We start from the raw sequence: 12533 nt of genomic DNA, 5'->3' as shown, positions 1-12533 counted from the left end.
CCGAACGCGCGTCCCGTGCCGCCGGGTCGCCGGCCCCGGGCGGGTCAGCGGCCGGGCGGGCCGCCGCCGTGCCGGGCGGCGGCCGCGGAGCGCGACAGCAGCGAGACCCCGGCGGTGAGGAGCACGACGCTGCCGGTGAGGGCGGCGAACGCCGCCGCGGTCCGCGGCGGCATCGTGTCGAAGGCGAGGACGGCCACCAGGTAGGAGGCGATGGGGTTGGTCATCGTCATCGCGGTCATCGCGGCCGGCAGCGACCCCGCCGCGAAGGCCCGCTGCTCGATCAGGAGCCCGCAGAGCGTGCTGCCCGCCAGCGCGTAGCCCGGCCAGTCGGCGGCGGTGGCGGCGACGCCGTCGTCGAGGAGGCTCGCGGTGGTGAGCTTGATCAGCACCGCGCTCGCCGCGAAGCACAGCCCCGCGCAGACGCCGAGCAGCGCGGCGCGCACCGGCCCCTTCCGCAGCCACGCCGCCCGGGACAGCACGGCGACGAGCGGCACGGCGATCAGCGCCGCGACGTACAGCCGGGGCCGCGACGGCTCGCCCGCGGGCGGGACCGCGCCCGGGACCGTGAACAGGACGGCGAGGCCCGCCGACACGGCGACGGCGCCGAGCAGGTCCGTGCGGAGGAGGCCGCGCTCCGCACCGGCCGCGCCGAGCAGGATGGTGAAGACCAGCTGGGTGACCAGCAGGGGCTGGACGACGGCGGTCGACCCGAAGTGCAGCGCGGCCGCCTGGGCGAAGAACCCGCCCAGGTTCACGACCCAGCCGGTGAGCCACACCGGGTCCCGCACCAGCCTGCGGATCAGCCCGTGCGCGGCCGCCGCGTCCATGCCGCCGCCCACCGCGCGCCTCGCGGCGCGGTACTGGAGCGTGGCGGCCGCGGCGAACAGGAACGCGGCGGCGAGGCTGAGGCAGACCGACCACGCCATCAGGGCGTCCGGGGCCGCTCGACCCCGGCCGCGTCCGCTCCGGACCGGCTCCCCACGCCTCTCCCCCGTCCTCGTCCGCCCGCCGCCCTCCGGACATCCTTCCCATGATCGGCCGGTAGCCCGCAAGACGGCCGCCCGGCCCGGCAGCCCGTGCCCGCCGGCACGGCCTCGGCGGACCGCTGCGGGCCTGCGTTCCCACACGCTTCCCAGCGCCGCCCGGACCCGGGCACAGCTTTTTCCTGGGAAAACTCCCGGGTAGCTCTTGACCCCGGCCGCAAACGGGCATAAATACAAGGGAAACAAAATCAAACGGGAAGGAAACCACATGCCTCGGGGAACGGCACCCGCATGATCGTCACGGTCACGCTCAATCCGAGCCTCGACCGCACGATCGAGGTGGACGTGCTGACGCGCGGCGAGGTCATCCGGGCGCGGTCGGCGCGGGTCGACCCGGGCGGGAAGGGCGTCAACGTCTCCCGCGCCCTGCTGGCCAACGGCGTCGGCTCCGTCGCCGTGGTCGCGGTCGGCGGCGCCGACGGCGACCGGCTGCGCGGGCTGCTGGAGGCCGAGGGCATGCGGGTCCGCGCCGTGCGCGTCGCGGGCCGGACACGGTCCAACGTGACGATCGTCGAGCCGGGCGGCGTCACGACGAAGCTGAACGAGCCCGGCGGCCCGGTCGCGGCCGGGGAGCTGGAGGAGCTGGCCGCCGCGGTCGAGGCCGAGGCCGCCGCCGCGAGCTGGGTGGTCGGCTGCGGAAGCCTGCCGCCCGGCGTCCCGGACGGCACCTACGCCGCGCTGTGCCGCAGGTTCGCGCCGGACGGCATCCGGGTCGCGGTCGACTCCAGCGGCGCGGCGCTGCGCGAAGCCGTCCCCGCCGGACCCGACCTCATCAAGCCGAACCGGGAGGAGCTCGCCGAGGCCGTCGGCCGGCCCGTCGGCACGATCGCCGACGTCGTCGAGGCCGCCGGGGAGCTCCGGGCGCGCGGGGCCCGCGCGGTGCTGGTCAGCCTCGGCGCCGAGGGGGCGGTGCTCGTCGACGACGACGGCGTCCTCACCGGCGACGCGCCGGTCTCCAGGCCCAGCAGCACGGTCGGCGCCGGCGACGCGCTGCTCGCCGGGTTCCTCGCCGGCGGTGCGCGGGGGCCCGCCGCCCTCGCCGAAGCGCTCGCCTGGGGCGCGGCCGCCGTCCGGCTGCCCGCCAGCCGGATGCCGGCCGGGGACGACATCCGGCGCGACATCGTCCGCATCCATCCGCGGCCGGACCTCGCCCGGCCCCTCGTCACCTGACCGCCCGCGAGAGCCCCCCGCCGTACGAGCTCCGGTCACCGACATCCGAGAGAACCCACCCCCGATCGACAGGAGGCCCGAAATGGCCACCGACTACACCCCAGAGCCCACGGGTACGGGGCTCCGCGCTCAGGTCCAGCGGTTCGGCGGCAAGCTGGCCGGGATGGTCATGCCGAACATCGGCGCGTTCATCGCGTGGGGTCTGATCACCGCGCTGTTCATCCCCACCGGCTGGCTGCCCAACGAGGGCCTCGCCGAGATGGTCGACCCGATGATCAAGTTCCTGCTGCCGCTGCTCATCGGCTACACCGGCGGCCGGATGGTGCACGGCCAGCGCGGCGCGGTCGTCGGCGCGGTCGCCACCGTCGGCATCATCGTCGGCGCCGACGTGCCGATGTTCCTCGGCGCGATGGTCATGGGCCCGCTCACCGCGTACCTGCTGAAGCTCTTCGACGGCCTCGTCCAGGAGCGCGTCCGGACCGGGTTCGAGATGCTCGTCGACAACTTCTCCGCCGGGATCATCGGCGGCGCCATGGCGGTCGTCGGCAACCTGACGATCGGCCCGGTGATGAACACCTTCACCAACTGGGCCGGGGACGGCGTCAGCTGGCTGGTCGACCACGACGTCCTGCCGCTCACGTCCGTGCTCATCGAGCCCGCGAAGGTGCTGTTCCTCAACAACGCCATCAACCACGGCGTCCTCGGCCCGATCGGCGTGGACCAGGCCGCCGAGACCGGCAAGTCGATCCTGTTCATGCTGGAGTCCAACCCCGGGCCCGGCCTCGGCGTCCTGCTCGCGTACTGGTTCTTCGGGCCGCGGCGGCTGCGCCCGACCGTCCCGGCCGCCGCGATCATCCACTTCTTCGGCGGCATCCACGAGATCTACTTCCCGTACATCCTCATGAAGCCGCGGATGATCCTCGCCGCGATCGCGGGCGGCATGACCGGCGTGGCGATCTTCATGATCAGCGACACCGGCCTGGTCGCCACCCCGTCGCCGGGCAGCATCTTCGCCTACCTCGCGCAGACGCCGCGCGGCGCGGGCAACTGGATCGGCGTCTACACCGGCATGCTCGCCTCCACCGCGGTCTCCTTCGTCGTCGGCGCCGCCCTGCTCGGCTTCGGCAAGCTCGCCGAGGCCCGCGGCGAGGGCGAGGACACGGACGGGAACGCCGCCGCCGAGGGCACGGACGCCCCGGCCGAGGATGAGAACGCCGCCGCCGAGGGCGCCGGCGACACCGCCAAGGAGACCAGCACCCGCTGACCCGGGCACCCGGGCCCCTTCCCGAAAGGCACATCACGATGAACGGCAAGGACGTCCGCAAGCTCGTCATCGCCTGCGACGCCGGCATGGGCAGCAGCGTCATGCTCGCCGGCCAGCTCCGCAAGGCGCTGAAGAAGAGCGACGTGACGGTCGAGCACACCCCCGTCGACTCCATCCCGGCCGACGCCGACGTGGTCGTCACGCACACCGGGCTCGCCGACCGCGCCCGGCGCGGCGCGGGCGGCGCGCCCGTGGTCACGTTCGAGGTCTACCTCGGCGACCCCGCCGTCGACCGGCTGGTCAAGGCGATCAAGGACGGCGGTGAGGTCGGTGGCTGACCGGGCGGCCGGCCTCCTCGCCCCCGAGGCGATCCGGCTGGACGCCCGCGCCGCCGGCCGCGACGACGCGGTCCGCGTGTGCGGGCAGGTCCTGGTGGACGTCGGCGCGGCCGAGCCCGGCTACATCGACGCGATGCTCGACCGGGAGCGGTCGATCTCCACCTACCTCGGCGAGGGCGTGGCCATCCCGCACGGCACGAACGAGGGCCGCGACCTCATCCGCCGGGACGCGCTGGCCTTCGTCCGGTTCCCCGAGGGGGCGGACTGGAACGGCGAGCCCGTCACCGTGTGCATCGCGATCGCGGCGCGCGGCGACGGCCACATGGAGATCCTCACCGAGCTGGCACAGGTGCTAATGGACCCCGACAAGGCGCGCGAACTGCGCGAGGCGGACGATCCCGGCCGGATCCTCGCCCTCCTCGACCCGCGCGCCGAAGAAGAGCAGACGACAGACCCGCTACAGACTGGACAGGGACACGCCGTATGAAGGTCGCCCGTTTCTACGCACCCGGCGACATCCGCCTGGAGGACGCGCCGGAGCCGACGCCGGGCCCGGGTGAGCTGAAGATCCGCGTCCGCAACTGCTCGACGTGCGGCACCGACGTCAAGATCTCCCGGTTCGGGCACCACCACATCGACCCGCCGCGGGTGATGGGGCACGAGATCGCCGGCGAGGTCGCCGAGGCCGGCCCGGGCGTCGCCGGCTGGGCGGCGGGCGACCGCGTCCAGGTCATCGCCGCCATCCCCGACGGCGCGTGCCCGGAGTGCCGCCGCGGCCGGATGACCGTCTGCGACGCGCAGGAGTCGATGGGGTACCACTACGACGGCGGGTTTGCCGAGTACATGATCGTCCCGGCGAAGGTGCTGGCGGTGGACGGGGTGAACCGCATCCCGGACGGCGTCTCGTTCGCCGAGGCGTCGGTGGCCGAGCCGCTCGCCTGCGTCCTCAACGGCCAGGAGCTGGCGGGCGTCGGCGAGGGCGACGACGTCGTGGTGTTCGGGTCCGGGCCCGTCGGCTGCCTGCACGTGCGGGTCGCCCGCGCGCGCGGCGCCGCCCGCGTGTTCCTCGTCGAGGTCAACGCCGAGCGGCTCGCCCAGGCCGCGGCGATCGTGAAGCCCGACGCCGCGATCGACGGGAGCGCCGCCGACGTCGTCGCGGAGGTCCGCGGGCTCACCGGCGGCCGCGGCGCGGACGTCGCGATCACCGCGGCGGCATCGGGCGCGGCGCAGGAGCAGGCGCAGCGGCTCGTCGCGCCCGGCGGCCGGGTCAGCCTGTTCGGCGGGCTGCCCAAGGACGCCCCGGTCATCTCCGTCGACGCCAACCGCGTCCACTACCGGGAGCTGTCCCTGGTCGGCGCGAACGGGTCGAGCCCCGCGCACAACGCCCGCGCGCTGGACCTGATCGGCTCCGGGCGGGTCCCGGTCGAGGACCTCATCACCCACCGCCTTCCCCTGGACGCCCTGCACGACGCCCTCGACCTCGTCACGCGGGGCGCCGCGATCAAGGTGACGATCGAACCCTGACCCGAAGGAGGCAGCCGTGCCCGAACGCACCGTCATCATCGGCTCGGCGCAGGGCCTGCACGCCCGCCCCGCGAAGATCTTCGTGCACCGGGCCGCGCAGCAGCCCGTCCCGGTGTCCATCCGCGCCGGGGACCGCGCGCCGGTCCCGGCGAGCAGCATCCTCGGCGTGCTGTCGCTCGGCGCCGCCCAGGGGACGGAGGTGGTCCTGTCCGCCGACGGCGACGGCGCGGACGCCGTCCTGGACGAGCTGGCCGAGCTGCTCGCCGGCGACCTGGACGCCGAGGAGCCGGACCATGTCTGAAGCGGCACCGTCTGAAGCGGCACCGTCCGCGGCTGCGGCGCCGCGGCGGCCCGCGGCGGAGCTGCGCGGCCTCGGCGTCAGCCCGGGCACGGCGGCGGGGCCGGCGGAGGTGATGGGGCCCGCCCCCGAGCTTCCGCCGCCCCGGGCCGTCACCGACCCGGAGGCGGAGACCGGCCGGGCCGTGCGCGCGCTGGCGGCGGTCGAGGCCGAGCTGGACCGGCGGGCCGCGGCCGCGCCGACGCCGGAGGCCCGGGAGATCCTCGCGGCGCAGTCGGCGATGGCCGCGGACCCGATGCTGGCCGCCGGTGTCCGGAGCCGCGTCGAGCGGGGCGCGGACGCGGCCCACGCCCTGCACGGCGCGTTCGCCGAGGCGGCGCAGGCGCTGCTGGCGGCGGGCGGCCACTTCGCGGAGCGGGCCGCGGACCTCGCCGACCTGTCCGGCCGCGCCGTCGCCGCGGTGCTCGGCCGCCCGGTGCCGGGCGTCCCGTCCCCCGGGCACCCGTTCGTCCTCGTCGCCGACGACCTGTCGCCGGCCGACACCGCCGCGCTCGACACCGGCGCCGTCCTCGCGCTGGTCACCGAGCGCGGCGGGCCCACCGGGCACACCGCGATCCTGGCCCGCTCGCTCGGCCTGCCCGCCGTCGTCGGCTGCGCCGGGATCCTCGGCGCGGCCGTCCCCGGCGAGCCGGTCTCGGTGGACGGGACGACCGGCACCGTCCGGACGGGCGTCACCGAGCGGGAGGCGGCCGGGATCAACGCGCGGGGGGCGGCGGCCGCCCGGGAGGCCGCGGTCCCCGCCGGGCCGGGCCGCACCGCCGACGGCCGCCCGGTCGACCTGATGGTCAACATCGGCTCCGCCGCCGACCTCGGCGGCGTCGACCTCACCGGCGTCGCAGGCGTCGGGCTGTTCCGCACCGAGTTCCTCTTCCTCGGCCGCCGGGAGGAGCCCGGGCCGGACGAGCAGGCCGCCGCGTACGCGGAGGTGTTCGCGGCCGCCGGCGACCGGACGGTCGTCGTCCGGACGCTGGACGCGGGCGCCGACAAGCCGCTGCCGTTCCTGCGCATGCCGGAGGAGCCGAACCCGGCGCTCGGCGTCCGCGGCCTCCGCGTCGCCCGGCGGCGCCCGGACGTCCTCACCACCCAGCTGGAGGCCATCGCCCGCGCCGCCGCCGGGACCCGCGCCCGGGTCGCCGTCATGGCGCCGATGGTGTCCACACCGGCCGAGGCGGACGAGTTCGTCGCACTCGCCCGCGACCGCGGACTGCCCGTGGCCGGCGTCATGATCGAGGTGCCGTCCGCCGCGCTGCGGGCCGCGCGGATCCTGCGCGAGGCGGACTTCCTCAGCATCGGCACGAACGACCTCAGCCAGTACACCCTCGCGGCCGACCGGCAGAGCAGCGACGTCCCGGAGCTGCTCGACCCGTGGCAGCCCGCCGTCCTCGACCTGGTCGCCCGCTGCGCGGAGGCGGGCGGCGCCGCGGGCAAGTCCGTCGGGGTCTGCGGCGAGGCGGCCGCCGACCCGCTCCTCGCCCCCGTGCTGGCCGGGCTCGGCGTGACCCGGCTGTCGATGGCGCCGCGCGCGCTGCCCACGGTGCGCGCCGCGCTGCTGCGGCGCACGTTCGGCGAGTGCGCGGACCTGGCCGAGCGGGCGCTGGCCGCCGACGGCCCGGCCGAGGCGCGCGGACTGGCCCTGGCCCACCACAATGGAGGCGGTTAGGAGCGCGACGGGACGGGTGGGACGACGGTCATGTACGCCGAAGAACGACAGCAGGCGATCCTCGCGCTGGCGCGCTCCAAAGGCCGGGTGGACGTGGTCGCGCTGGCCGAGGAGTTCTCGGTCACCACCGAGACGATCCGCCGCGACCTGACCGTCCTGGAGCGGGCCGGGACGGTCCGGCGCGTGCACGGCGGCGCGATGCCGGTCGAGCGGCTCGGCTTCGAGCCCGAGCTCGCGGCGCGGGACGCCGTGATGACCGAGGAGAAGCAGCGCATCGCCAAGGCCGCGCTGGCGGAACTGCCCGACGAGGGCTCGATCATCGTGGACGCCGGCACGACCACCGCGCGGTTCGTCCAGCTGCTGCCGGCCGACCGCGAGCTGACCGTGATCGTGAACTCGCCGCCGCACGCCTCGGTGCTGGCCGCCCGCCCCAACCTCACCGTGATCATCCTCGGCGGGCGGGTGCGCGCCCGGACGCTCGCCACCGTGGACGACTGGGTGCTGCGCCCGCTGGCCGACCTGTGGGTGGACGTCGCGTTCATGGCGACCAACGGCTGCTCGGCCGAGCGCGGGCTGACCACCTCCGACCAGGCCGAGGCCGCGGTGAAGCGGGCGATGATCGCCTCGTCGCGGCGCCGGGTGCTGCTGGCGGACCGCACCAAGATCGGCCACGACCACCTGGTGCGGTTCGCCGGGCTGGCCGACATCGACGTGCTGATCACCGACACCGGGCTGGACACCGACCTGGCCGCCGACCTCGCCGCCGCGGGCCCGGAGATCATCCGGGCGTGACCCGCGACCGGGCGGGCCGCCGGGCCGGCCGCGGCGGCGGGCCGTCCCGCCTGCCGGTAGGCTGTCGGCGCCGCGCCGGGGTCGGAGGGACACTCCGGCCGATCCCGGACGGAGGGGAAGCATGACGCGGGCGCCCGCGCACGAGGCCACCGGCGACCTGCCCCTCCCCGGCAGGCTGCTCGCCGTCGCGACGCGCATGTTCGCCGAGAAGGGCTTCGAGAACACCTCGGTCCAGGAGATCGTGGACGCGGCGGGCGTCACCAAGGGCGCGATGTACCACTACTTCGGCTCGAAGGACGACCTCCTCTACGAGATCTACCACCGGCTCCTGCGGCTGCAGATGTCACGCCTGGAGCGCATCGCGGACGGCCCCGGCAGCGCGGGTGAGCGGCTCCGCGCGGCGGCCGTCGACGTCCTCGACACCTCGTTCCGGCACCTGGACGACTTCACCGTCTTCTTCCGCTCCACCCACCTGCTGTCCCGCGACCACCGCGAGGCCGTCCGCGCCGAGCGCCGCCGCTACCACGAGCGCTTCCGCGCCCTCGTCCAGGAGGGCCAGCGCGAGGGCGCGTTCCGCGACCGCACGCCCGCCGACATCGCGGTGCACTTCTTCTTCGGCACCGTCCACCAGATCGGCAGCTGGTACCGCCAGGACGGCCCCCTCGACACGGCCGCCATCAGCGAGCACTACGTCGACCTCTTCCTGAACGGCCTCAGGAGCTGACCGGGCGGGTCACTCGACCAGCAGGGAGAGGATCTCGGCGACGCAGACGGGCTTGTCGCCCCCCTCGCGCTCGATCGTCACGCGGACCTTGGCCCGCGCCCCGGACGGCCCCCGCTCCAGCGACAGCAGCTCGGCGCCCGCGCGGACGCGCGAGCCGACCGGCACCGGCGCGGGGAAGCGGACCTTGTCCGAGCCGTAGTTGACGCCCATCGACAGGCCCTCGACCCGGTAGATCTCGGACGCCAGCATGGGGAGCAGCGACAGCGTCAGGTAGCCGTGCGCGATCGTCCCGCCGAAGGGGCCCCGCGCCGCCCGCTCGGCGTCGACGTGGATCCACTGGTGGTCGCCGGTCGCGTCGGCGAACAGGTCGACCCGCTCCTGCGTGATCGTGTGCCACTCGCTGCGGCCCAGGTGACCGCCGACGGCCTTCTCCAGCTCGTCCACTCCGCTGAACGTCCGCATCCCGCGACCTCCGTGAAAGACACCTGCCGTGACTCCTCAGATCTCAACATACCGACCGGTTGGTATGCAACGTCCGGGATGGACGGCCCGCAGCGCGCGGACCGCCCCCGGCCGGCGGGCGGGACGGCCCCGCGGCGTCCGCCCCGGCGCCGCGAGGCCCTCCGGCCCGCCGGCAGGTCGCCGGCGCGTGCGGCTGACGCGCGGACCCCCCTCCTGCACACGGCCCGCCGGCACCGCCACGCCTCCGGCTCACCATGCACAGCGCCCGCGTGCCGTGAGGTGTCACGCACGCCGCCGTTCGGCCGGTGCCGCGCATGGCCCGCAAGGGCGCGCGTCCCGGCACCGGTTCCGGGGACCAGTGTCCCAGCCGCGCCCCTCGGACGGGGGCGATACGGGCCACGGACGGCGAAATCGCAGCGACGTGCCGGAACGTGGGCAAGCTGTACATCAGGCCACAAAACGAGTTCGACTTTTGTACGCGCGCGTACGTAGCGACGGCGGCGCCGCGCGCGTTAGATCTGCGCTATGAAGATCGCCGCGCGGGCGGCGACGATCGTCGCGACCCTACTCGCGACGCTCGGCGCCCACCCCCTGCCCGCCGGGGCGTCCGACGACGCTCCAGGAACGTCCGAGCACACGATCGCCATGGGCGACTGGAACCGCCCCTACCTCCTGCACCTCCCGCCGGAACGGAGGCCGCGCGAGCCGGTGCCGCTCGTCGTGGCGCTCCACGGCGGCCTGAACGATCCGGAGTACGTCCGCAGGCAGAGCGGCCTGGACGAGGCCGCCGACGCGGCCGGCTACGCCGTCGCCTACCCCGAGGGCCTCCTCGGCACCTGGAACGCGGGGGCGTGCTGCTGGTTCGCCCGCTGGGCCGGGGTCGACGACGTCGCCTTCCTCGACAAGCTGATCGACACCCTGGTGGAGCAGGGCGTGGCCGACCCGCGCCGGGTCTTCGTGACCGGGTTCTCCAACGGCGGCGGCATGGCCTACCGCTACGCGTGCGAGCGCTCGGCGAGGGTCGCCGGGATCGCGGTGGTGTCGGGCGCCCTCGCCATCGGCTGCACGCCCGCCCACCCCACGTCGGTGCTGGCGTTCCACGGGACCTGGGATCCGTCCGTCCCCTACCACGGCGGCGGGAACATGGACGCGGGCGTGGAGTTCCCGTTCTTCTCCGTCCAGGTCACCATGGAGTACTGGCGGTGGCTGAACCGGCTGCCCGCGCTGTCGTGGCCGGTGCCCGGCGGCCCGGACGGCTGCGTCGGCACCGGCCCCGGACCGCTCGTCGTCGCGCTCTGCACGGAGCAGCAGGGCGGCCACGAATGGCCCGGTTACGCCAGCGGCCTGATGCTCGACTTCTTCACCGCCCGCCCGTCGCTCCCGAAGGCCGCCTGAGCGGAGCACGGCGGGGCCCGGCCGGACCCCGCCGTGCTCAGGCGCGCTCAACCGGGTTCAGGCGGACTCGGCCTTGGCCGCGGCCGCGGCGATCTTCGGCACGACCTGCTCGATCAGGTAGGGAACCGACAGCGGGGTCGGCGTGCGCAGCGGCCAGAACTCCTGCAGGCTGACCGGCACGTAGGAACCGCGCTCGACGACCGCGAGGTCGGCGAAAAGCTTGCTCTCCTCGATCCGCTTCTTCGTGGCCGGGTCGTCGTTGTGGTGGCTGATCAGCACGTCCACGTCGAGCACCGAGATCTTCTCCATGCTGAGCTCGGCGGCGAAACCGGCACCGGGGAGCTTCTCCAGCGACTCGGGCAGCTCCATCCCGAACTGGCCGAGCAGCTTGACGCTGGTGTCCTCGCGGGACTTCATCACGGCGATGTTCCCGTTCGGGAAGACGCTGGTGAACGCGAACGTCCGGCCCTTCAGCTCGGGGTGCTCCTCCTTGACCTGGGCGATCCGGCCGTCCACCTCGCCGACCAGCTCCCTGCCGTCGTCGGGCCGGCCGATGGCCTTGGCGACCTGGAGGGTGATCTGCTGCCAGGCGTCCTCGGCGGGCCCGGTCTCGTACGCGACGGTCGGCGCGAGCTTGGAGAGCTTCTCGTACTCCTTGTCGATGTAGAAGTCGCCGGCGGCCAGGATCAGGTCGGGCCGCAGCGCCGCGACCTCCTCCAGATTGTGCCCGGCCTCGCCCGCCTTCAGCAGCTTGGGCCGCGCACCGGTGATCTTCGGAGCGTTCCAGGGGGCGAGCCCGTCGTCCTGCACCCCGGTCAGCTCCGCCATGCCGACGGGCGTGACGCCGAGCGCGAGCAGCACGTCCTGGTCGATCTCCCCGAGCGCGACGATCCGCTTCGGCTCGGACTCGATCGTGGCGGTGCCGAGCTTGTGCGCGACCGTCACGGGGAAGGCGCCGCCGCCCGCCCCGCCGGCGCCCTCCCCCGCCGGTTCGTCGTCGCCGCACGCGGCGGCCGTGCCCAGGCTGAGGACGAGCGCCGCGGCAATGGCGGCACGCCGCATCATGGTGCGCATAAGAGGACCGGGCCTTCCAGAATCATGATTATGGTCGGCGTGATCTTAGGTTAGCCTCACCTAAATCATCAAGATCCTGATCGTATGACCCGGCTCACGGGCCCCGGCCCCGTCCGCCGCGCCGGGCCGCCCTCTCACCGCAGATCAGCCGGGGCTAGGCTCCCCTCGATCGATCATCGGCAGAGGAGAACCCCGGCAATGCTGCGGCGTGTGGCCATGGACGTCAGCCCCCTGCGGGACAGCAAGGCGTTCCGGGACGTGTTCGTGGCGCGCACGGTTTCGGTCTTCGGGATCGGCATGCTGGCGGTGGCGGTCCCCCTCCAGGTCTACGCGCTGACCGGGTCGACGGTGCACGTCGGCGCCGTCGCCGGGGCCGAGGGGTTCGCGCTGCTCGCCGGGTTCCTGTGGGGCGGGGTGCTGGCCGACCGGCACGACCGGCGGCGCCTGATGCTGCGGGCGCGGACCGCCGCGGGGATCGGCTTCGCGCTGCTGGCGCTCAACGCGTTCCTGCCGGCCCCGTCCGTCGCCGCCGTCTACGTGCTCGCGGCGTGGGACGGGCTCGCCACCGGGGTCAGCGTCACCGCGCTGCTGGCCGCGACGCCGGCGCTGGTCGCGCCGGACAAGCTCGTCGCGGCGGGGGCGCTCAACGCGCTGACCGTGCGGCTCGGGTCGATGGTCTCGCCCGCGCTCGGCGGGCTCGTGGTGGCGGGGTTCGGGGTCGGGTGGAAC

General features: G+C 74.8%; 14 protein-coding genes. 11 read left to right on the top strand and 3 right to left on the bottom strand.

The window, feature by feature from the left end:
* Nucleotides 1-44 precede the first annotated feature (44 nt).
* Entirely contained in the window at nucleotides 45-926 is an 882-nt protein-coding gene (locus E1266_RS10320; RefSeq protein ID WP_132046092.1) for a DMT family transporter, read from the bottom strand.
* Between the two features lie 348 nt (nucleotides 927-1274).
* Here E1266_RS10320 and pfkB point away from each other — a divergent pair, with 348 nt between their 5' ends.
* From pfkB to E1266_RS10275, 9 genes are all read left to right on the top strand, one after another.
* The gene (gene pfkB, locus E1266_RS10315; protein ID WP_132046091.1) at nucleotides 1275-2213 is read left to right on the top strand and encodes a 1-phosphofructokinase; all 939 of its coding nucleotides are present in this window, start codon (nucleotides 1275-1277) and stop codon (nucleotides 2211-2213) included.
* 82 nt (nucleotides 2214-2295) lie between these two features.
* Nucleotides 2296-3477 (top strand): PTS mannitol transporter subunit IICB, encoded by a 1182-nt coding sequence (locus E1266_RS10310; protein ID WP_132046090.1) that lies wholly within the window; start codon nucleotides 2296-2298, stop codon nucleotides 3475-3477.
* A gap of 38 nt (nucleotides 3478-3515) precedes the next feature.
* Nucleotides 3516-3815, top strand: coding sequence for a PTS lactose transporter subunit IIB (locus tag E1266_RS10305; RefSeq protein WP_132046089.1), 300 nt, complete (start codon nucleotides 3516-3518; stop codon nucleotides 3813-3815).
* Nucleotides 3808-4302: a PTS sugar transporter subunit IIA gene (locus E1266_RS10300; protein ID WP_132046088.1), complete on the top strand. Its 495-nt coding sequence runs from the start codon at nucleotides 3808-3810 to the stop codon at nucleotides 4300-4302. Before E1266_RS10305 ends, E1266_RS10300 begins: the two co-directional genes overlap by 8 nt.
* Nucleotides 4299-5339, top strand: coding sequence for a zinc-dependent dehydrogenase (locus E1266_RS10295; RefSeq protein ID WP_132046087.1), 1041 nt, complete (start codon nucleotides 4299-4301; stop codon nucleotides 5337-5339). The genes E1266_RS10300 and E1266_RS10295 overlap by 4 nt, the downstream gene beginning before the upstream one ends.
* A gap of 16 nt (nucleotides 5340-5355) precedes the next feature.
* Complete coding sequence (locus tag E1266_RS10290; protein ID WP_131979043.1) at nucleotides 5356-5640, top strand: HPr family phosphocarrier protein; 285 nt, start codon at nucleotides 5356-5358, stop codon at nucleotides 5638-5640.
* A complete protein-coding gene (ptsP, locus tag E1266_RS10285) occupies nucleotides 5633-7357 on the top strand; it encodes a phosphoenolpyruvate--protein phosphotransferase (RefSeq protein WP_132046086.1) in 1725 nt (574 codons plus the stop codon). Before E1266_RS10290 ends, ptsP begins: the two co-directional genes overlap by 8 nt.
* Nucleotides 7358-7387: 30 nt before the next feature.
* On the top strand, nucleotides 7388-8149 hold the full coding sequence (locus tag E1266_RS10280) for a DeoR/GlpR family DNA-binding transcription regulator (RefSeq protein WP_132046085.1): 762 nt from the start codon (nucleotides 7388-7390) through the stop codon (nucleotides 8147-8149).
* 121 nt (nucleotides 8150-8270) lie between these two features.
* Complete coding sequence (locus E1266_RS10275) at nucleotides 8271-8873, top strand: TetR/AcrR family transcriptional regulator (RefSeq protein ID WP_132046084.1); 603 nt, start codon at nucleotides 8271-8273, stop codon at nucleotides 8871-8873.
* Between the two features lie 9 nt (nucleotides 8874-8882).
* Here E1266_RS10275 and E1266_RS10270 read toward each other — a convergent pair whose 3' ends face one another.
* Nucleotides 8883-9335 (bottom strand): MaoC family dehydratase, encoded by a 453-nt coding sequence (locus E1266_RS10270; RefSeq protein ID WP_132046083.1) that lies wholly within the window; start codon nucleotides 9333-9335, stop codon nucleotides 8883-8885.
* A 525-nt stretch (nucleotides 9336-9860) separates the two neighbouring features.
* Here E1266_RS10270 and E1266_RS10265 point away from each other — a divergent pair.
* Entirely contained in the window at nucleotides 9861-10730 is an 870-nt protein-coding gene (locus tag E1266_RS10265; protein ID WP_132046082.1) for a PHB depolymerase family esterase, read from the top strand.
* A gap of 57 nt (nucleotides 10731-10787) precedes the next feature.
* On the opposite strand, the gene E1266_RS10260 is transcribed toward E1266_RS10265, so the two are convergent.
* Entirely contained in the window at nucleotides 10788-11795 is a 1008-nt protein-coding gene (locus E1266_RS10260; RefSeq protein WP_132046081.1) for an iron-siderophore ABC transporter substrate-binding protein, read from the bottom strand.
* A gap of 207 nt (nucleotides 11796-12002) precedes the next feature.
* Between E1266_RS10260 and E1266_RS10255 the strand changes: the two genes are divergently transcribed.
* Nucleotides 12003-12533, top strand: a 531-nt coding sequence (locus tag E1266_RS10255) for an MFS transporter (protein ID WP_165966016.1), incomplete at its 3' end; no start/stop codon positions are given.

The sequence above is a fragment of the Actinomadura sp. 7K534 genome (assembly GCF_004348575.1).
Classification (GTDB): Bacteria; Actinomycetota; Actinomycetes; order Streptosporangiales; family Streptosporangiaceae; genus Spirillospora; species Spirillospora livida.
The sequence above is the reverse complement of the archived record's forward strand: the minus strand, read 5'-3'. Positions and strand labels throughout refer to the sequence as shown.